We start from the raw sequence: 18046 nt of genomic DNA on the forward strand, positions 1-18046 counted from the left end.
GGAACAAAAAATAAGATTATTGAAGTTAAATAGTCTTTATTTAAAAAATCTGTAAAAGCTCTAATTGCAAATTGAAAAATTTGTAATTGGAGCTTTTTTTTGAGAAAAGGTTAAGAAAAAGAACTTAGAACTGTCAATAATTTTGTTCCTTTGTGAACGTGCCAAAAGCACTATAAACTCCAAAATTACTATCAAAACTATGAAAAAAACGATTCTTTTAACTGCATTAGTTTTAAGCGGATTGACATCTTTTGCTCAGACAAATGATGAAAAAAACATCAAATTATTTTATAAAAAAGCTTTAACCGAATCAAAATGTTACACTTGGTTAGAATATTTGTCTAACGATATCGGGGCTCGTTTGTCTGGATCTAAAGGTGCAGAACTGGCAGTTGACTATACTAAAAGACAATTAGAAAGCTTAGGACTTGATAAAGTTTATTTACAAGAAGTTATGGTACCTCATTGGGTACGTGGCGAAAAAGAAACGGCTTACATTCTTGATGGAAAAGTGAAAACTACTGTGCCGATTTGTGCACTTGGGGGTTCTGTAGCTACTGCAAAAACAGGTCTTACAGCAGAAATAATCGAAGTTCAAGGAATTAAAGAACTAAATGAACTTGGAGCAGATAAAGTAAAAGGAAAAATTGTTTTTTATAACAGACCAATGAATCCTGAAAATATTGAAACTTTTACGTCTTATGGAGCTTGCGTAGACCAAAGATATGCTGGAGCAAAAGAAGCTGCAAAATTAGGTGCGGTTGGAACAATTGTTCGTTCTATGAATTTACGTTTAGACGATTTCCCTCATACAGGTACTCAAAGCTACGGTGATTTGCCAAAAGAACAATATATTCCAACAGCTGCTATTAGTACAAATGGAGCAGAATTGTTGAGTAAAACTTTAAAAAGAAATCCAGCTTTGAAATTTTATTTTAAACAATCTTGCGAAACTTTACCAGATGCATTGTCTTATAATGTAATTGGTGAATTGACAGGAAGTGTAACTCCAGAAAACATTATGGTTGTTGGAGGACATTTAGATTCTTGGGATTTAGCAGATGGTTCTCATGATGATGGAGCAGGAGTAGTGCAGAGCATGGAAGTAATTCGTATTTTGAAAAACTTAAATTATAAGCCAAAAAATACGATTCGTGTGGTATTGTTTATGAACGAAGAAAATGGCGGAAAAGGTGGAGCTAAATATGAAGAGGTTTCAAAACAAAATAAAGAAAACCACATTTTTGCTTTAGAAAGTGATTCAGGCGGATTTTCTCCAAGAGGATTTTCAATTGAAGCAGATGATGCTAATTTGAAAAAAATTCAAGGTTACAAAGACCTTTTTGAGCCTTATTTGGTACACAGTTTCACAATTGGCCATGCAGGTTCAGATATTAGTCATTTGACTTCTCAAGCTATTGTAAAAGCAGGTTTAAAACCAGATTCTCAGCGTTATTTTGATTATCACCACGCAGCAAATGATAAATTTGATGCAATCAATAAAAGAGAGCTTGAACTTGGTGCAGCGACAATGACCACATTAATGTATTTATTAGACCAAAACGGAATTGAAACTAAAAAAGCAAATTAAGTTTCAGAATAAGATACAAAAAGCCATAAGTTTTTACTTGTGGCTTTTTTTTATGTCAAGATTTCATCACAACTAAATAATAAAAATAGAGGATTGGAATATTTGAAAATAAGATTAGAAGCTTCACTCCAAGATCTTTTCGCTGTTCTGAGAGATGAATAAATAAATCTGTCAAATGCACAAACATAATTGCATTTACAATTATTGCTCCTAAAGCGAAAGGCCATGCAATAACTAATACCATAGCATTTCCGTTTGAAACGATGTAAAGAATAAATAGAATTGTACTGATTGCAAATGTGCCAATAGCTAATTCTGTAGACTGTTTTTCTTCAGAAGGATTATAAATTGTTTTCATGATTTTTAAATTTTAAAAGTTTGCTGAATAGTTTGAATTGGCAAAAAAAGCATTTTTGAAAAATCGAGGTAATGAAAGGCATTTGCCTTTTTCCCTCTTTTAAATTGCTGAATGAAATAGCTCATACGTTTCGGATAAAAAATAGTGCCTGTTAGTATGACCATAAACAAATACAAGCTTTTCTTTCCATTTCCGAGTAAATAATACTGCATTCCGATTTCTTCATAAACTGAAATTCCCGTATTGGTCAGAACATGAATGATGTCGTGATCTTCCAGTTTTTCCTGTATATCAAAATGATTTTTATAAAGAAAACTACCCAAGCTAAATCCTAGGCTTTCTTCAGGATAATCCATTAATTTAGTTTTATCAATATTCCAAGGCTGATTCTTCTTGAAATATTTTTGATACGGTTTTTTAGAACATTCATACAGTTTTTCAATCAAATAATCTCTCATAGGTTAGTTTTTGTAAAGTTCTTTGAATTTCAAAGTAAATAGATAAATAAAAAAGCTAGTAACAATAAAGCAATCTAGCTTTTTAAAATATTAATAAGTGTCTATTACAGTTTTTAAAATAGTAGAGTCGGCAAGGTCAGAAGGAGCAACGACTTTTTCCTCTAATGGTATGTTGTTGCCATAACGTTCTTTTAGTATTTTCTGAACCCTCGGATCTTTCAAATTAAAATCTTTCAATTCTCTAAGTGGAGACAATTCGATTCCTGCAGCATTTTTATAAATTTTCCAGATCAATTCAGAGCAATATATCCTGTTATCAGTCCATTCAAAATAAGCATCATATTCTTTACCGTCAAACTGCTGGCTGTAGTCTTTCATTTTTTGTAAAACTTCTGGTTTTAAAACAGTATCGTCTTTTAGTCGTTTAACAACATATTTATGATCTTTTCCATGTTGGATCCAATCTTCCAACGGAGTAAGCTTTACAGGCTGAACAGCTTCAAAAACAAACCATTTTCCGTTAATGTCATAAATGATTCCACAATGAGAAAACTTCGAATTTGTCGCAATGCGAACTGCTTCACACTGTTTAGATTCTGATGTTTGAAAAATAAGATCTCCGTCTTTAAACTTGCTAACAGCTGTTTTTTCTGTTTTGGATGTTCCAGTAAACGGATTATTCGGAAAAACTTTTATAGCCACGAATAAGGCACAGCCAAAGCTTAAGAAAAAAGTAATAATCGAAAATAAATATTTTTTGTTTTTCATAAAGTAAAATTTAAAGTACTTTGAAGTACAAAGTAAATGATAAAAAAAATAGCTGCCAAATAAAATGATAGCTATTTTCTAAATATATTTTACGAAATATTAGAGTCTAAAAATACCTCCAACAGCAATAATTCTTTGAAAATAAGTAAAGTGCTGAGAAGCTTTATCTTCATTGCTAGTAGTTGTTCTAATGTCTTGCATATTGATGTAACCACCTTTTAGTTCTCCCTGAATATAGAAATGCTTGAAGAAAGTAACGTTTAAACCAGCTTTTGCAGAAACACCATAACCAGAAACGTGAAAATCATCGTGACGTTCTTTACCTAAAAGAGTAGTATTTGTTTTAGGATATAAAACTCCAGCGCCAATACCTTCGGTTAAGTTAATCTGAACTTTATCAATATTTGGTAATCCAAACCATTTAGAAACATCATCAAATCTTGCAACTTCCGTATTAATGTAGTTTAAACCATCTGTATGTTCGTACATTAAAAAAGCTGGACCATTTACATTTATTTCACCATTGCCATAACCGCCTTCTTTCGCTCCTCCTTGAGACATATCTACAGGAGTATTGTTGTAATTACCATTGTAAATTGACGCGGGATCATCTGCAGGTAAATTGATGTTTCCGGTAACATTTGCGATTTGATTCTGTGACATTACATATTTCATATGGTCAACACCAATTGTAACACTATAATGATCACTAAAAAAGTAACCCAATCTCAAATTGGTTTGAGGAATAGTCATGTTAACAGGATTGATGTAATCAACATGCCATCCTTTTGGTTTGTCATGAGCAGCCATATTCTCAACTGTAAAGTTGTAATCTTTACCTCTAAAGTTTACATCAGATTTTGAGTAGCTTTCTCTGTTACCACCCCACATAACAAAGAATTTTCCTTTATTATGGGCAGCATATTTTTGTACTGGTATTTCTTCCTGAGCAAATGTGTTTAAAGAAACGCAAGTCAGTAAGAAAAATAAAATTTTTGTTTTCAAAGAACTTAAGTATTATAAAAAATTAAAATGAGTTAACCGTTTTTCTAATAGCTACTAATTTGTTCATCAAACCTTCAAAATAGTCTAAATGAAGCATATTAGCACCATCACTTTTTGCATTTGCAGGATCAAAGTGTGTTTCGATAAAAATACCGTCAACACCAACTGCGATACCAGCTTTTGCTACTGTTTCAATCATGTCAGGTCTTCCGCCTGTAACCCCAGCAGTCTGATTTGGCTGTTGTAAAGAGTGTGTTACATCTAGAACTGTAGAAGCATATTGCTGCATAGTAGGAATACCTCTAAAATCAACAATCATGTCTTGGTAGCCAAACATAGTACCACGATCTGTAACCATAACATTCTCATTATTACAGTCTAAAACTTTTTGAACAGCATGTTTCATGCTCTCCGGACTCATAAATTGTCCTTTTTTCAAGTTTACCACTTTTCCGGTATTGGCAGCAGCCACAACAAGATCGGTCTGGCGTACTAAAAATGCAGGAATCTGTAAAACGTCAACGTATTGAGCTGCCATGTCAGCATCTTCGTTGGTATGGATATCTGTTACAGTTGGAACATGAAAAGTTTCTGAAACTTTTCTTAAGATTTTTAAAGCTTTTTCGTCACCGATACCAGAAAAACTGTCAATTCTAGAACGGTTTGCTTTTTTAAAAGATCCTTTAAATACATAAGGAATCTGAAGATTGTCGGTAATACCAACTAATTTTTCAGCAATTCGCAACGCCATTTCTTCTCCTTCGATAGCACAAGGCCCCGCTAATAAAAAGAAATTTCCGCTGTCAGTATGCTTAATTTGTGGAATATGTTGTAAGTTCATAAAATTATTTTTTTGCACTGCAAAGGTAGTTATGATTTATGAATAGCAGATGAAGATTTAAGATTATTTTAAGAACTCGAATAGCTGACTAGGAGCTGAGTAGAATTAACGAATTGCTAAAATTTCTTTAAAACGATTAAATGCTTTTTCCGTGGCAATATTAAAGCATGAAAAGAAACTAATAAATGACATTTATCATGTTCTAAAGCTTTACAGTTTAATGAAAGAAATAGTAAGATTTATATCCTATTTCTTTTTGCTCGCCATCTCTTAATTAGAAATTGAATTACAAGAATCAATATCAGAATAAAAAGTAAAAAGAAACATGCTACAGCCATTCCTACAAGTGGCATACCACATCTCATAGGATTGGGATATTGTTCGTATTGTTTAGAAAAATTATAATCAGCAATATTAAAAGCTACAAAAGAAAGTATAATTTGCAGCAAAACATTGATCCAAGAAATTTGGCTGAATTTAAATGAGGCAGGTTTATATATAGCAAATGTTCCCCATATTAATTGTGATAATACAGGTAAAATAATAAGTAATAGCGGTAATATATTAAGCATAATCTTAAAAGTGAGCTTATTCTATTTCAGCCTTAATCCCATCGGAACCATTAAAATTCCTTTTTCATAAATATTCAAATAAAGCTTAACCGGTTTTTTTTGTCCTTCCCATTTCAATTCATAAATATTAAGAAATCCAGCGCCCATGTTGCTTCTTTTTGTTGGAAACGGACAGCAGGTTTCTAATCTAGTATACGTAATTTTTTCGCCATTTGGACCAGCTAAAGCATTTAAGAAACGAGTTTCGTTTAAAGTCTCACTATTTGTATTTTGAAAAAATATGTTAACAGGATAATCAGGATCATAACCGTATTTTTTGTCTTTAGCAAATTGCGTTATAGCAAACGTATTGTCCTTCTTCAAAATCAAATCAGGCGCATTATCATCAACATTTTTTAATGTCGATTTTGTGCTTACGCAAGAAGAAGCAAAGATTACTAAAACAATTAAAAGTGCTATTTTTTTCATGATTGAGGTTGTTGGAAAAGTTAAACTGTTTGCTGTTCTTTTTTTGGATTTAGTTTTAAAATACCAACTACAATCAGATATTGTGCCAGAAGATAAGTTAGCATAATAAAAAAGGAGCTTTTAGGAATTGGAGCATAAAATTTATTTACAGCCAAAATACTATCAGAAATAATAAAGAAAACTGCCCCTAAAAATACAAGCTGATTTCCCGGTTTTTCCCACACTAAAAATCCGTTGAAAGCAAATAAAAGCATAATTGAAATTATCGAAGCGTAAATAGAAACAGGAATTTCAAGATCTCCTAAATGGGGCATTAATACAGAAACCATCCCGATTAAATAGACTGCAATTAATATACTGCCAAATATAAAAATAGGTTTGTTTTGCTTTTTTCTAATTCTTTTCTGCTTATTGAAAAGAATGCAGTAGATGATATGTGCAGATAGGAAACATACGAGTCCTAGAATAAAATAAATTTCACCAAGATCTGAAAAAAGTAAAATAACATCTCCAAGCCAAGAGAGCACAAGCGCAGCTAATAAAATATTCTGCGTTGGAAAACTTCTATAAAAGTAAGCGCCAAACCCAATAATTGGTATTAGAATGGGTTTGAGAAAAAGATCAAAACGTTCGTGCCCAGTGAGCAGGATAATGAGGTAAACCACACTAAATGCAGCGTAAATTTTAAAAAAAGATGAGTTTCTCATAATAGGGGTTATGAATTGGTATATTGGTTTTGGTTGGTTTTAAAGTCAAAATTAACAAAATAAAGTGTTGTTAAAAAAGATAAAATCAGGTAGGTAAAAATAATGTAATTACTAATTGGAATTGTACGATTTAGCCCAAACCAGTCTCCGTAATAGCCAATAATACCAATTACTATTGCTAGTCGGATGCCTTCCCATAAGAGAGCAAATCTACTTTTGTCCATTAGCTCTGTGTAACTATATATGGTTACGAAAATAAAAAAACCGTAGATAAAAATATTTGGCAGACCAATTTTGGCAATATTTTCAAATAGATAGCTTACAAATAGTAAGGTTATTAAAACTTGTAAGACCGACCAGTAAATTAATTTTTGAGAGTTTTGAGTGCCGTATTTCTCAAAATTAAAAACATTTTCAATTTTGTTTACAGGATATTTTTCTTCAAAATTTTCGGGGCGCCAGCCTGTTGGTTTAAACCAAATGGTGAGTTTGTCTTTCCATTTTGGAGCGCGCCAGGCATCTTTTATAAGTAAGCTCAAATGCTGAAAATTTATTTTAATAGGATTCCAGGTATTGGCAGGTCTTGTGATTCCGAAAACCGGTGGAACTTCGTCTAATTCTTCTTGGAAAGTGCCAAAAAGTTTATCCCAAAAAATAAAAATCTGAGAGTGGTTTTTGTCTAGGTATTCTGAATTAATAGCATGATGCACCCGATGATGCGAAGGAGTTACTAAAATATGCTCCAAAAAGCCCATTTTTTTGATGTGTTTGGTATGATACCAAAATTGCAAAAATAAGTGAATAGGAAGCGTTATCGCAATTACTGAAGCAGGAACACCCAGTAAAGCAGCAGGAATCAATAAAAAAGTAAAGAGATTAACCAAACTAGCAATGGGCTGACGTAATGCGCAGGCAAGATTAAATTCTTCACTGCTGTGATGAATAGCATGTTTGTTCCAAAGAAAATTAATCTGATGCGCTAGTCGATGACTCCAATATCCGTAGAAATCAATCACAAAAAAGGCTATGAAATAGGAGAGAACATTGGCTTCTAAGTGCTGTAATGCAATTTTAGAAACTAGCCATTCATAAGAAAGAAAAGTAATACTGAGTCCTAAAACATCTTTTACCGAATTGGTAATGCCAGAACTAATGCTCGATACGCTGTCTATAAGTGGCGCCGTATCGTTTTTTACATAAATGCCGTATATTTTTTCAATGATAATTAAAGTCAAAAAAATGGGCATTGCAATAATCAATATCTTTCCATATTCTTCCATAAAAAAAGCATTCTATTTCGTTCAAATATAGAATAAAATCGAATGCTTTTTAAATTATTGTTAAATTAAACGGTTTTTAATGTGATATTTTGATTTAAAATAAGACAAATAAAAACGCATTTTATTTTATTCGAATATAGAACAAAACAGAATGCGTTTTTAAATTATGGATCAATTAGACAATTTCGGCGCTAAGTCCAGCTTCCAAAAGTTGTGTGCATTGAGGTTTAAGCTTTTCAATCGGACCCGTTTTTACAGTGCATTTTCCGTTGTAATGAACAATCAAAGAGCATTGTTCAGCTTGTTCAGCCGTATGGTCGCAAACACGCATAAGAGTATCGATTACGTGATCAAAAGTGTTTACATCATCATTATAAACAATGATCTCGTTATTAAAAGCAATGGCTTCTTTTTCGCGAACTCTTTCTCTTACTTTTTCTTTAGTACTCATATCTTATAGGTTATGTACTGAGTTGATTATCAGTATCTAATTTACGTATTTTAAAGATACCCAGTTGTTTCTTTGAAGCTTTTTAACATAAGTTAATCCCTTTTCAACGCATGAAGCGTCAATAAATGGAATGTCTTCTTCATAAAAACCGCTAAAAAGAATAATTCCTTTTGGGTTCAAAGCATCAACATAAGCCTGCATATCGTTCAACAAAATATTTCTGTTGATATTGGCAATGATTAAATCGTATCTTTTACCCGCTAATAAAGCCGCATCGCCCTCATAAACGCTGATATGTTTACAATTATTGCGTTCGGCATTTTCAATAGAATTTAAATAACACCAATTGTCAATATCAATGGCATCGATAGGTTCAGCGCCTTTCATTTCTGCTAAAATAGCTAAAATGGCAGTTCCGCACCCCATATCAAGTGTTTTTAAGCCTTTTACATCCATTTCCAATAAATGCTGAATCATCATATGAGTAGTTTCATGATGGCCAGTACCGAAACTCATTTTAGGTTCGATCAAAATATCAAACTCAGCGTCAGTTTTTGGGTGAAAAGGAGCTCTTACGTGGCATTTTCCATCAACATCGATTGGTTCGAAGTTTTTTTCCCATTCTTCGTTCCAGTTTACCTGATCGATTTCTTCAATGGTATATTCAATTTTAAACTCTTCAGATTGTAAAATGTAAATATCATCCAGAATATTCTCATCCCATAAATCTTTCTTCACAAAAGCCGAGATTCCGTTTTCTGTTTCTGTAAAACTTTCAAACGCTTTTTCGCCCAATTCAGCAACTAAAATTTCTGATCCTAATTCTTTCGGCTCAATCGTAAAATGATATCCTAAATAGATGTTTGACATAAATAAAAATTTTTGCAAAGGTAATTCTTAAATTATAAACTTCAATTCAAAAATTCCAAATTCCAATACAAAAAAACCATTCGCACCGCGAATGGTTTTTTTGTAAAATCTAAAATCTAAAATCTAAAATCTAAAATCTAAAATCTAAAATCTAAAATCTAAAATCTAAAATCTAAAATCTAAAATCTAAAATCTAAAATCTAAAATTAGATAGCAGTTACAATAGCTAAGAAATCGTCAGCTTTTAAAGCAGCACCTCCAATTAAGCCACCATCTACGTCTGGTTTAGAGAAGATTTCTTTAGCGTTTTCTGGTTTTACAGAACCACCGTATAAAATAGAAACTTCATCAGCGATTTCAGCTCCAAAAGCTTTACGGATAGTTTCTCTGATAAATTCATGCATTTCTTGTGCTTGTTCTGGTGAAGCAGTTTCTCCAGTTCCAATAGCCCAAACTGGTTCGTAAGCTAAAACAATTTTAGACCAAGATTCTTTAGCAATATGGAAAACACCATCACGTAATTGATTTTCAACAATATTAAAGTGATTACCAGATTGACGATCTTTTAATTCTTCTCCAAAACAGAAAATAACTGTCATGTCATGTTTTAAAGCTGTATCAACTTTGTTTGCAATTAAAGCATCTGTTTCGTGGAAAATAGCTCTACGCTCAGAGTGACCTAAGATTACGGTGTTAACGCCAATGCTTGTTAACATATCTGCAGAAATTTCTCCTGTAAAAGCACCACCTTCAGCTTGGTGAACGTTTTGAGCAGAAACACCAATAGTTGTATTTTTTAATTTTGCAGCAGCAGCTTGTAAGTTTACAAAAGTTGGAGCTACAATTACTTGTGCATTTGTTTTAGCTGGAATTTTAGCCACTAATTCGTTTAATAATTCTTCAGTTTGCGCAGCATTTTTATGCATTTTCCAGTTTCCTGCAACAATCGATTTTCTCATTTTGGTAGTTTTATATTATTTTTTTGTTTTTTTGTTTTGAAAGAAGTCAAAATTTAAATTGAATTTTGACATTGATATTGTTATTAAAATATTATTTCAATGATTGTAAAGTAGAATTGATTTTCTCAAAATCAGTTTCAATCGCTCTGTATAAAACGATTTTTCCAGTTTTATCAACTACAATGTATCTTGGAATCCAGTCTAAGTCAATAGCTTTTCCAAAAAGCCCTTTCATGCCATCATTCATCATGTAATGATCGCCTTTATTTAACTCATGTTTTTCGATTCCAGCTTTCCATTTATCAGCCGTTTTATCAGCAGAAATGAATAAGTAAGACACATCAGGATTATTAGCTTGTAGCTCTTTTAATTTTGGCATTGCTTTCACACAATCACCACACCAAGAAGCCCAAACTTCTATCACTAAAGTTTTGCCTTTGTATTTTTTTAAGATGTTTTTGAATGTAACCTGACTTCCATCAGTGGCTAGTAATTTCTCAGACAGAGCTTCTTTAGAAAAAGCTGTTTTTTGAGCTTGTGAGCAAGAAAAAGAAATAAACGCAATTACGACTAGAACTAATTGTTTCATATTTGATTAAAATTATTTTTTATTAGGGTACTGAATTCACAAAGTTAAACAAACAAATTGAATGCCAATTGTAGATTAACAAAATTTGAAGAGTCGTTTATTTTGTAACAAATCGACGTTTTTTGGTTGAAAAAAGAGTATTGAAATCGTAATAGTTGAGGTAGGAAATGGTGTTTTTTCCTAATGGATGTGTTTTGCAAATAAAAAAATGATAAAAAATTTATTTTTGGAAAAAGATTTTAATCAAAAAAACGTCAGATTGCAATAAAAAAAGCCTTCAATAAAATCAAAATTATTGAAGGCTTCCTTTATGTTTTTCAATGCTTAATTTAATTCATAGTTGCCATTTGCCCATTTTTTGCTCGGAGCAATCCAATTGTCTGCAGCTTTGAACAAAAAGCCGTGTTTTAGACCTGTGTTAAGTTCAATTTCTTTAAAATGATCTATTTTACATTTCGAAGTTTCTTTTCTTTTAATGGCAGAAACTCCATAAATATCTGATTTTTCGTAAATGGTTAAAATATTGCCGCAGAAATTAATATCTGGAATTTCTTGAATATCAATATCTCTAAAGCATCCAATGAAAACAAAATTCACATCTGGATTAGAGAGATAAGTCGAAACATATTGGGCAATATAACCACCTTGTGAAGTTCCAATTACGGTAATATGATTTGGCGGAACCCCTTTTTTAATTAATGCTTTTACCTGTTTTACAATCTTTTCTGCGTACTCAGCAGAATTTGTGTTTTTCTTTCTTTTTTCACTAAAAACGATGAAATTATCTTTTCTGAATGATTCTAAAATTTCGTTGTATTCTGCTTTTCCATATTCGGCATGAGTTGCGTTTAAAGGATTTTCTTGAACAAATTTGTTATGAAAAAAGAAAATGTAACGCTGATCTCTATTAAAAGTTTTTTCTTGGCTGAAACCTGAAAAACTTAAAAAAAGAAAAAAGAAAGCAATGGAAAATACTTTTGGCATTAGTTTCATGGGTAGTTTTTTATGAAATAAAAGTAAATAGAAAAACAGAATAATTCTTATCTTTTTTTTCCTAAAAAAATGTAATTGAATGCATTTATAAAAAACGGAAATGTAACAATCACAATCCAGATTATAAATTGTTTCGGAACAAATTGATAATAGTAATTTAAAAAGAAAATAGTACTTATAAAAACGATACAAATTAAAGAATGTAAAGGCGAAACCTGATTATGTGAATACCTATTTATATGATCGCCTTTGAGTTTTCTTACGCTATTAAAATACTTTGAATTGAAAAATTTGCCCGGACGTGGTATAAAACGAAACAACATGATAAAATTCTGAATGATATAAATACTCGAAATGCCTAATAGAAAATATTGGAGACCGAGATAAAGTATTTTTAATATGTTGGCAGTAATTTCGATTGGAGCTGGCTCATCAATAATATGAAGATTATCTACTGCAAAAAGAAACATAATAATAGAGCTCCAAATGCTCAAAATAAGCTTGTGCGTGTTTGATAAATGTGTATTTGTAAACGCATGAAAAATAGAAAACAGCGAAAACAACAAGCCAATTACCAGAAATGTCTGCATGACAATATTTGTGCTTGTGATGAAATCATAATCGATTGCCCAATAAATAACAGCAATGGATTGTAACAAAGTAATGCCTTCTGTCAGTTTCGGAATGATCCTGTATTTATAAAATAAAAGCGAAAAGATAAAATACAATACCAAGAAGATAGAAGGCCAAATTCGAATACTAAGGGTGAAAACGTCTCCTAATCCATGTCTACTGTGTGAATCTGCATTATTTATGAAGTTTAAAAATGCGAAGGCAATAAAGAAAGATACTAAACCAATAATTACTACAAGAACCCATCTGCTGGTAATTCTTTTACTTTCAAAAATTACTCCAGCCATCAGGGCCATTATATTAATTGGTATTAAATGACTGCCAGAAGTTGCTTTGATATAAGTATCATAAACAATGTAAACAAGTAACGCCGAAATAAACATAAAAAGCAAAGGATTTGAAAAAAATCTTTTGGTTAATTGCTGTGGTATTCTTGAAATCATAGTAGGGTAGGGTATCTTAAAGTTTAATTTGGGGTTTAAAATTTAGAAAACAAAACGCCAATTCAACTAAAACAAGAAGAATTGGCGTTGGTAAAAATGTATATCTATAGTGTATAATTACAATTTTAAATCATCAACATCGTTGTAATGCACTTTTTGAGCGATAGTTCCGTCATGTACCACAACAATGCTTGGGTTTGCTCTTTCGACCGTTTTTAAAGCTGTTCCGTCGCAGAAATAGAAATCAATGTCTAAAGTATATTCTTTTTTGGCTTTAGCAATTTCATCAGCTCCAGAAGCCGTCATTCCGATTACTTTGTAGCCTTTTGCTTTTGCATCTGCAGTAACTTTTGCTAATTTTTTCATTCCTTCTGGATTTGATAAATTCAAATCGTAAGTTACATAGATTAACAATTTTGGCTCTTTTAATAATTCTTCTTTATAATCAGAATCATCTTTTGTCATAGTAAAATCGTGAATAGGAGGAACGTAACCTTCAGAAATTACTTTGTCTTTACGATCCACAAAAACAGCACCTTCAGGAATATTCATTAAATCTTTCTCTGTAAATTCTTTGTCAACGCCATTTACTTTGTAGATAAAAATCATTTCTACAACCGATTTTGGAGCACCTTCTGGAATTTCCATTCCTTTCTCGATGTTTGTACCTACTTTATACGGACGGAAATCTTTGATTGGATTATGGTTAATAACCCAAACGGCCATAAAAACACATAAAACAATACTGATTAAAGTGATAATGTTAGTTGCCAATTTAGAGAATAAAGGTTTTACTAATTTTTTGTTGATGAATAAAATCAAGATAAAGAATAGTAAAACAATATCTTTTGTGAATGATTGCCAAGGCGTTAAATGTAAAGCATCTCCAAAACATCCACAATCTTTTACTACATCAAAATAGGCAGAATAGAAAGTAAGGAATGTAAAGAAAACAATTAGTAAAAGTAAAGCCCAAATCGTTAGTTTTGATTTATAGCCAACCAACAGCATAACGCCTAATACTACTTCTAAAATCACTAAAAAGATCGCCAACCCTAAAGCCAATGGCTCTAAAAACGGCATATTGAAAACAGGTTCACTGAAATATTCAGCCAGTTTATAAGAGAATCCAACAGGATCGTTTAGTTTGATTAGTCCGGAAATGATAAATAATACGCCGACAAATAATCGGGAAAATTGAGTAATGATGTTTTTCATAATGAATATTTAAAAATTCAAATTCCAAGCTCCAAGTTTAGCATTGGAATTTGGAATTTAAAATTTGGAATTTTATTTAGTAATTGGGTTTAGAATTAAAGCAAACACAGAGTAATTAATCATATCCTGATAATTGGCATCGATGCCTTCAGATACGATTGTTTTCCCTTTGTTGTCTTCAATTTGCTTAACGCGAAGGAGTTTCTGCAAAATTAGATCGGTTAAAGAGCTCACGCGCATATCACGCCAAGCCTCGCCGTAATCATGATTTTTAGCTTCCATTAAGTCTTTGGTTAACTTTACTTTAGCATCATATAATTCAGTTGCTTTTTCAACATCAAGATCGGGCTGATCAACAACGCCTAATTCCAATTGAATTAAAGCCATAATAGAATAATTGATGATTCCAATAAATTCTCCTTTTTCATCTTCATCCACTTTACGAACATCATTTTCCTGTAAACTTCTGATTCGTTGCGCTTTTATAAAAATTTGATCTGTTAGCGATGGCAATCTTAAGATTCTCCACGCGCTACCATAATCTTTCATTTTATTGATGAATAAGGTTCTGCAAACCTCGATAACATTATCAAATTCTTGGGAAGTATTCTTCATTTATATGCTGTATATTTGCTAAAATTTCTTCAAAAATAAGGATTAAATTAAAGAGTTTCAAGTTTCAGGTTTTCTTTGTTTCAAGTTTTTTCTAAACAAAGTGTTAACAGTAGTAACTTGAAACTAAAAAATGTTTCAAGTTTTAGGTTTCAAGTTTTAACTTTTCGAACTTACGCAATCTGCATCAACTTGAAACATGAAACATGAAACAAAAATAACAAAACGCATGACGATTAACTGTAAAGGTGAACTTATAGATTTATCGATTCCTAAAGTAATGGGAATCTTGAATGTTACGCCGAATTCTTTCTTTGACGGAGGAAAATATAAAAACGAAGACGAAATAATTTCGCAAGTAGATAAAATGCTTTCTGAAGGCGCAACATTTATTGATATTGGAGCGTATTCCAGCAAACCAAGCGCTGAGTTTGTAACCGAACAAGAAGAAATTGACCGAATTGTCCCTGCAATCGAATTGATTTTAAAACACTTTCCAAAGACTTTATTATCTATTGACACTTTTAGGGCTGAGGTTGTAAAAGCAAGTATCGAAAGTGGTGCGGCTATTATAAACGATATTGCTGCAGGCGAATTGGACGAAAAAATGTTTGAAGTAATCGCGCATTATAACGCTCCGTATATTATGATGCATATGCGTGGAAACCCGCAGACGATGCAGAGTTTGACCCAATATGACGATATCATTAAAGAAATTCTTTTTTATTTTTCTGAAAAAGTTAAAAAAGCGAGAGCTTTAGGAATCAACGATTTGATTTTAGACCCTGGTTTCGGTTTTGCCAAAACAACCGATCAGAATTATGAAGTCATGCAAAAAATGGAACTTTTTAATCTTTTAGAATTGCCCGTTTTAGCTGGAATTTCAAGAAAATCAATGATTTATAAAACACTTGATATTACGCCTCAAGAAGCCTTAAATGGAACAACTTTTCTGAATACAATTGCTTTGACAAAAGGCGCAAAAATTCTGCGTGTGCATGATGTGAAAGAAGCGGTGGAATGTGTTACTTTGTTTAATAAACTGAATAAATAGAATTCATTTTATTGTAGATAGATTTATGGAAAAGCCAAACATTTTAAATACTCTGAATATTCTCAAAAAAGTTGAAATGGGTGAAAACTCAACAATTTTACTATATTTCGGAAATATCCCTAATTGGAATCAAAATGATTTTTCTTATAATATTGGAGAATCTGTAGATCATTATGAAGTTGTAGAAGTAAATTTCGATCTGGAATACTCAGATAAAGTTGATTTATATTGGAAAATTCACAGATATATAGGGGAAAGATCTTTTATAACTGTTGAAAACAATTTTATAAGCTTATGGCGTGGAGAAATAACAGACTATGAGGAACAGTGGAATTATTTTGATGATTTGGATGACGAAATTCTGATTCTAAATTATAAAAAATATAACGTTGAAAAAACAATGCAAGATTGGAAAACAGATTATATGAAACTAGAAAAAAGATATTATTCATTATTAATAGAAAAAATGCAATGAAATACTTTACTCTAATTATAGTTTTCCTTCTTTTCTCCTGTGGAAAAAAAGAAGACGTTTTATTGCCAAAATCAAATGTTTCGATTGTAAAAGATGTACAAGATCATTCGCCGATTTACATTTTCTTTAAAAAAGAAGGAAAAGATACCATCGCCGATTTGAATAGAAAAAGTGCGATTATCTCAACCAATTGGATATTAAATATTGACAAGCGTTTGCCATTAAAAGTTGTAATTCCGCAGGTAATCAAAATGCAGGAAAAAAAGCGAGCTGACAGTGCTCACAAAAATGAAAATGCCGAAAATTATTATTCCTACGCAGATTCTATTGGGAAAAATCTAGCCTTTTTGCCTTTCACGAAAGTGTTTTATAAAATGGAGAAACCTACAGCAGGAAGTTTTGTGGTTTACTTTAGAAAAGGTAAAAAACAGGTTTTTATGGGAAATCAGGAAATAAAAATATCAGAAATACTAAAGCAGTTTTATAGTATAAAGTTTGATAAAGTACCAGATCTAGTATTTTTATTTGATAAGAACATGAGTTATGAAGAATATATTCAATATAAAATTCTACTTCAAAAAGACGTGACTTATAATCTTGACACACTTCCCGTAGAATTTATTTTCTAACTTGAAACTTTAAACCTGAAACAAAAAAACTATTGATGATGATACGGCTCATTTCGTAAAATGGTAAATCCGCGGTACAATTGCTCTATAAAAAACAAACGAACCATTTGGTGCGAGAACGTCATTAGCGAAAGCGAAACTTTTCCTTGCGCTTTTTTATAAACGGTTTCAGAAAATCCGTAAGGACCACCAATTACGAAAACTAAAGTTTTAACACCAGAATTCATTTTCTTTTGTAGTTCTTCAGAAAAACGAACGCTTGAGAATGTCTTTCCGTTTTCATCCAACAAAATCAATTGATCGGTTGCTGAAAGTTTAGACAGAATTAATTCGCCTTCTTTTTCCTTTTGCTGACTTTCAGATAAGTTTTTTACGTTTTTGATATCGGGAATAATTTCCAGATCAAATTTGATGTAAAAGGACAAACGTTTGGTATAATCGTCAATCAAAGTTTGAAGCGATTTATTATCTGTTTTGCCTATTGCTATAAGTTTGATGTTCATTGGTTAATTTTTTTGCCACGAATTGCACGAATTCGCACGAATTTATTTTTGCCACAGATTAAAAGGATTAGAATGATTTCTTTAGATTGTCACCCTGAGCGAAGTCGAAGGGCGTTCCAATTGGACGTAGGCTTCGACTTCGCTCAGCCTGACAAAAACAGCAAATAGAAAATCCTTTTTAATACTTTTAATCTGTGGCAAATAAAAACATTATTTTTTATTTTCAAAAACCGTTTCAAAATGTTCTACAATTGGAAAAGGTTCGTAATAATGATGTAAAATCTTTTTCCATTCGAGATACGCTTCAGAAGTTCTAAAACCTACTGTGTGATCTTCTAATGTATTCCAATCGACCAATAAAAGATATTTGTTTTCGACTTCCAGACATTTCTCTAATCGATGCCCTAAATAACCATCAATTGAAGAAATGTATTGACTTGCTTTTGCAAAATCGACTTCAAATTGATTTGCTAAGTCTGGTTTTACGTAAAGAAATGCTGCCTCTAGTATCATATTTAAAGGAATTTTATCTGCTTAATCTGCCAAATCTGCGAGAGTATATTTTTCCC

At 31.8% G+C, this 18046-nt stretch carries 23 protein-coding genes; 4 read left to right on the plus strand and 19 right to left on the minus strand.

Annotated features, from left to right (window positions below):
• The first annotated feature begins 199 nt into the window (after nt 1-199).
• Nucleotides 200-1591, plus strand: coding sequence for a M20/M25/M40 family metallo-hydrolase (locus QLQ95_RS18190; RefSeq protein ID WP_095927746.1), 1392 nt, complete (start codon nt 200-202; stop codon nt 1589-1591).
• Between the two features lie 55 nt (nt 1592-1646).
• Here the strand turns inward: QLQ95_RS18190 and QLQ95_RS18195 are convergent, their stop codons facing one another.
• The 17 genes from QLQ95_RS18195 to QLQ95_RS18275 all read right to left on the minus strand — a co-directional run bounded on the left by QLQ95_RS18195 (nt 1647) and on the right by QLQ95_RS18275 (nt 14819).
• Nucleotides 1647-1949, minus strand: coding sequence for a hypothetical protein (locus QLQ95_RS18195; RefSeq protein ID WP_320492614.1), 303 nt, complete (start codon nt 1947-1949; stop codon nt 1647-1649).
• Between the two features lie 5 nt (nt 1950-1954).
• A complete protein-coding gene (locus QLQ95_RS18200; protein ID WP_095927744.1) occupies nt 1955-2407 on the minus strand; it encodes a hypothetical protein in 453 nt (150 codons plus the stop codon).
• Nucleotides 2408-2497: 90 nt separating this feature from the next.
• Nucleotides 2498-3175 (minus strand): YiiX family permuted papain-like enzyme, encoded by a 678-nt coding sequence (locus QLQ95_RS18205; RefSeq protein WP_482501010.1) that lies wholly within the window; start codon nt 3173-3175, stop codon nt 2498-2500.
• Nucleotides 3176-3274: 99 nt separating this feature from the next.
• Nucleotides 3275-4180, minus strand: coding sequence for a hypothetical protein (locus tag QLQ95_RS18210; protein WP_320492617.1), 906 nt, complete (start codon nt 4178-4180; stop codon nt 3275-3277).
• A 22-nt stretch (nt 4181-4202) separates the two neighbouring features.
• Nucleotides 4203-5021, minus strand: a complete 819-nt coding sequence (gene kdsA, locus QLQ95_RS18215; protein ID WP_427873133.1) for a 3-deoxy-8-phosphooctulonate synthase — start codon at nt 5019-5021, stop codon at nt 4203-4205.
• 239 nt (nt 5022-5260) lie between these two features.
• On the minus strand, nt 5261-5593 hold the full coding sequence (locus QLQ95_RS18220; RefSeq protein WP_482501013.1) for a hypothetical protein: 333 nt from the start codon (nt 5591-5593) through the stop codon (nt 5261-5263).
• A 21-nt stretch (nt 5594-5614) separates the two neighbouring features.
• Entirely contained in the window at nt 5615-6061 is a 447-nt protein-coding gene (locus QLQ95_RS18225) for a 2-dehydro-3-deoxyphosphooctonate aldolase (RefSeq protein WP_482501015.1), read from the minus strand.
• Nucleotides 6062-6081: 20 nt separating this feature from the next.
• Nucleotides 6082-6768, minus strand: coding sequence for a lysoplasmalogenase (locus QLQ95_RS18230; protein WP_095927738.1), 687 nt, complete (start codon nt 6766-6768; stop codon nt 6082-6084).
• Between the two features lie 8 nt (nt 6769-6776).
• Nucleotides 6777-8048 carry a sterol desaturase family protein gene (locus QLQ95_RS18235; RefSeq protein ID WP_320492621.1) on the minus strand — a complete coding sequence of 424 codons (1272 nt, stop codon included), beginning with the start codon at nt 8046-8048 and terminating at the stop codon, nt 6777-6779.
• A gap of 175 nt (nt 8049-8223) precedes the next feature.
• On the minus strand, nt 8224-8499 hold the full coding sequence (locus QLQ95_RS18240) for an ATP-dependent Clp protease adaptor ClpS (RefSeq protein ID WP_095927736.1): 276 nt from the start codon (nt 8497-8499) through the stop codon (nt 8224-8226).
• Between the two features lie 36 nt (nt 8500-8535).
• Nucleotides 8536-9369 (minus strand): 50S ribosomal protein L11 methyltransferase, encoded by an 834-nt coding sequence (prmA, locus tag QLQ95_RS18245; RefSeq protein WP_095927735.1) that lies wholly within the window; start codon nt 9367-9369, stop codon nt 8536-8538.
• A gap of 206 nt (nt 9370-9575) precedes the next feature.
• Entirely contained in the window at nt 9576-10328 is a 753-nt protein-coding gene (gene tpiA / locus QLQ95_RS18250) for a triose-phosphate isomerase (RefSeq protein ID WP_095927734.1), read from the minus strand.
• A gap of 91 nt (nt 10329-10419) precedes the next feature.
• Nucleotides 10420-10917: a TlpA family protein disulfide reductase gene (locus tag QLQ95_RS18255; RefSeq protein WP_320492622.1), complete on the minus strand. Its 498-nt coding sequence runs from the start codon at nt 10915-10917 to the stop codon at nt 10420-10422.
• A 324-nt stretch (nt 10918-11241) separates the two neighbouring features.
• Nucleotides 11242-11901: an alpha/beta hydrolase gene (locus QLQ95_RS18260; protein WP_095927847.1), complete on the minus strand. Its 660-nt coding sequence runs from the start codon at nt 11899-11901 to the stop codon at nt 11242-11244.
• Nucleotides 11902-11957: 56 nt separating this feature from the next.
• The gene (locus tag QLQ95_RS18265; RefSeq protein WP_320492623.1) at nt 11958-12986 is read right to left on the minus strand and encodes a hypothetical protein; all 1029 of its coding nucleotides are present in this window, start codon (nt 12984-12986) and stop codon (nt 11958-11960) included.
• Between the two features lie 117 nt (nt 12987-13103).
• Nucleotides 13104-14204 carry a BT_3928 family protein gene (locus tag QLQ95_RS18270; RefSeq protein WP_320492624.1) on the minus strand — a complete coding sequence of 367 codons (1101 nt, stop codon included), beginning with the start codon at nt 14202-14204 and terminating at the stop codon, nt 13104-13106.
• 72 nt (nt 14205-14276) lie between these two features.
• Complete coding sequence (locus tag QLQ95_RS18275) at nt 14277-14819, minus strand: DUF1599 domain-containing protein (protein ID WP_482501018.1); 543 nt, start codon at nt 14817-14819, stop codon at nt 14277-14279.
• A 226-nt stretch (nt 14820-15045) separates the two neighbouring features.
• Between QLQ95_RS18275 and folP the strand changes: the two genes are divergently transcribed.
• The 3 genes from folP (at nt 15046) to QLQ95_RS18290 (ending at nt 16974) form a co-directional block, all read left to right on the plus strand.
• A complete protein-coding gene (gene folP / locus QLQ95_RS18280) occupies nt 15046-15870 on the plus strand; it encodes a dihydropteroate synthase (RefSeq protein WP_482501020.1) in 825 nt (274 codons plus the stop codon).
• A 76-nt stretch (nt 15871-15946) separates the two neighbouring features.
• On the plus strand, nt 15947-16345 hold the full coding sequence (locus QLQ95_RS18285; protein ID WP_141248103.1) for a hypothetical protein: 399 nt from the start codon (nt 15947-15949) through the stop codon (nt 16343-16345).
• Nucleotides 16342-16974, plus strand: a complete 633-nt coding sequence (locus QLQ95_RS18290) for a hypothetical protein (protein ID WP_095927728.1) — start codon at nt 16342-16344, stop codon at nt 16972-16974. Before QLQ95_RS18285 ends, QLQ95_RS18290 begins: the two co-directional genes overlap by 4 nt.
• A 29-nt stretch (nt 16975-17003) precedes the next feature.
• On the opposite strand, the gene rlmH is transcribed toward QLQ95_RS18290, so the two are convergent.
• Complete coding sequence (rlmH, locus tag QLQ95_RS18295) at nt 17004-17477, minus strand: 23S rRNA (pseudouridine(1915)-N(3))-methyltransferase RlmH (RefSeq protein WP_095927727.1); 474 nt, start codon at nt 17475-17477, stop codon at nt 17004-17006.
• 210 nt (nt 17478-17687) lie between these two features.
• Nucleotides 17688-17990, minus strand: a complete 303-nt coding sequence (locus QLQ95_RS18300; protein ID WP_095927726.1) for an antibiotic biosynthesis monooxygenase family protein — start codon at nt 17988-17990, stop codon at nt 17688-17690.
• Nucleotides 17991-18046: the final 56 nt, after the last annotated feature.

The organism is Flavobacterium sp. B330r (assembly GCF_056824325.1).

Coding starts and splice junctions, on each gene's coding strand:
- QLQ95_RS18190 (WP_095927746.1), top strand. CDS start 200: ATGAAAAAAACGATTCTTTTAACTGCATTAGTTTTAAGCGGATTGACA.
- QLQ95_RS18195 (WP_320492614.1), bottom strand. CDS start 1,949: ATGAAAACAATTTATAATCCTTCTGAAGAAAAACAGTCTACAGAATTA.
- QLQ95_RS18200 (WP_095927744.1), bottom strand. CDS start 2,407: ATGAGAGATTATTTGATTGAAAAACTGTATGAATGTTCTAAAAAACCG.
- QLQ95_RS18205 (WP_482501010.1), bottom strand. CDS start 3,175: ATGAAAAACAAAAAATATTTATTTTCGATTATTACTTTTTTCTTAAGC.
- kdsA (WP_427873133.1), bottom strand. CDS start 5,021: ATGAACTTACAACATATTCCACAAATTAAGCATACTGACAGCGGAAAT.
- QLQ95_RS18220 (WP_482501013.1), bottom strand. CDS start 5,593: ATGCTTAATATATTACCGCTATTACTTATTATTTTACCTGTATTATCA.
- QLQ95_RS18225 (WP_482501015.1), bottom strand. CDS start 6,061: ATGAAAAAAATAGCACTTTTAATTGTTTTAGTAATCTTTGCTTCTTCT.
- QLQ95_RS18230 (WP_095927738.1), bottom strand. CDS start 6,768: ATGAGAAACTCATCTTTTTTTAAAATTTACGCTGCATTTAGTGTGGTT.
- QLQ95_RS18235 (WP_320492621.1), bottom strand. CDS start 8,048: ATGGAAGAATATGGAAAGATATTGATTATTGCAATGCCCATTTTTTTG.
- QLQ95_RS18240 (WP_095927736.1), bottom strand. CDS start 8,499: ATGAGTACTAAAGAAAAAGTAAGAGAAAGAGTTCGCGAAAAAGAAGCC.
- prmA (WP_095927735.1), bottom strand. CDS start 9,369: ATGTCAAACATCTATTTAGGATATCATTTTACGATTGAGCCGAAAGAA.
- tpiA (WP_095927734.1), bottom strand. CDS start 10,328: ATGAGAAAATCGATTGTTGCAGGAAACTGGAAAATGCATAAAAATGCT.
- QLQ95_RS18255 (WP_320492622.1), bottom strand. CDS start 10,917: ATGAAACAATTAGTTCTAGTCGTAATTGCGTTTATTTCTTTTTCTTGC.
- QLQ95_RS18260 (WP_095927847.1), bottom strand. CDS start 11,901: ATGCCAAAAGTATTTTCCATTGCTTTCTTTTTTCTTTTTTTAAGTTTT.
- QLQ95_RS18265 (WP_320492623.1), bottom strand. CDS start 12,986: ATGATTTCAAGAATACCACAGCAATTAACCAAAAGATTTTTTTCAAAT.
- QLQ95_RS18270 (WP_320492624.1), bottom strand. CDS start 14,204: ATGAAAAACATCATTACTCAATTTTCCCGATTATTTGTCGGCGTATTA.
- QLQ95_RS18275 (WP_482501018.1), bottom strand. CDS start 14,819: ATGAAGAATACTTCCCAAGAATTTGATAATGTTATCGAGGTTTGCAGA.
- folP (WP_482501020.1), top strand. CDS start 15,046: ATGACGATTAACTGTAAAGGTGAACTTATAGATTTATCGATTCCTAAA.
- QLQ95_RS18285 (WP_141248103.1), top strand. CDS start 15,947: ATGGGTGAAAACTCAACAATTTTACTATATTTCGGAAATATCCCTAAT.
- QLQ95_RS18290 (WP_095927728.1), top strand. CDS start 16,342: ATGAAATACTTTACTCTAATTATAGTTTTCCTTCTTTTCTCCTGTGGA.
- rlmH (WP_095927727.1), bottom strand. CDS start 17,477: ATGAACATCAAACTTATAGCAATAGGCAAAACAGATAATAAATCGCTT.
- QLQ95_RS18300 (WP_095927726.1), bottom strand. CDS start 17,990: ATGATACTAGAGGCAGCATTTCTTTACGTAAAACCAGACTTAGCAAAT.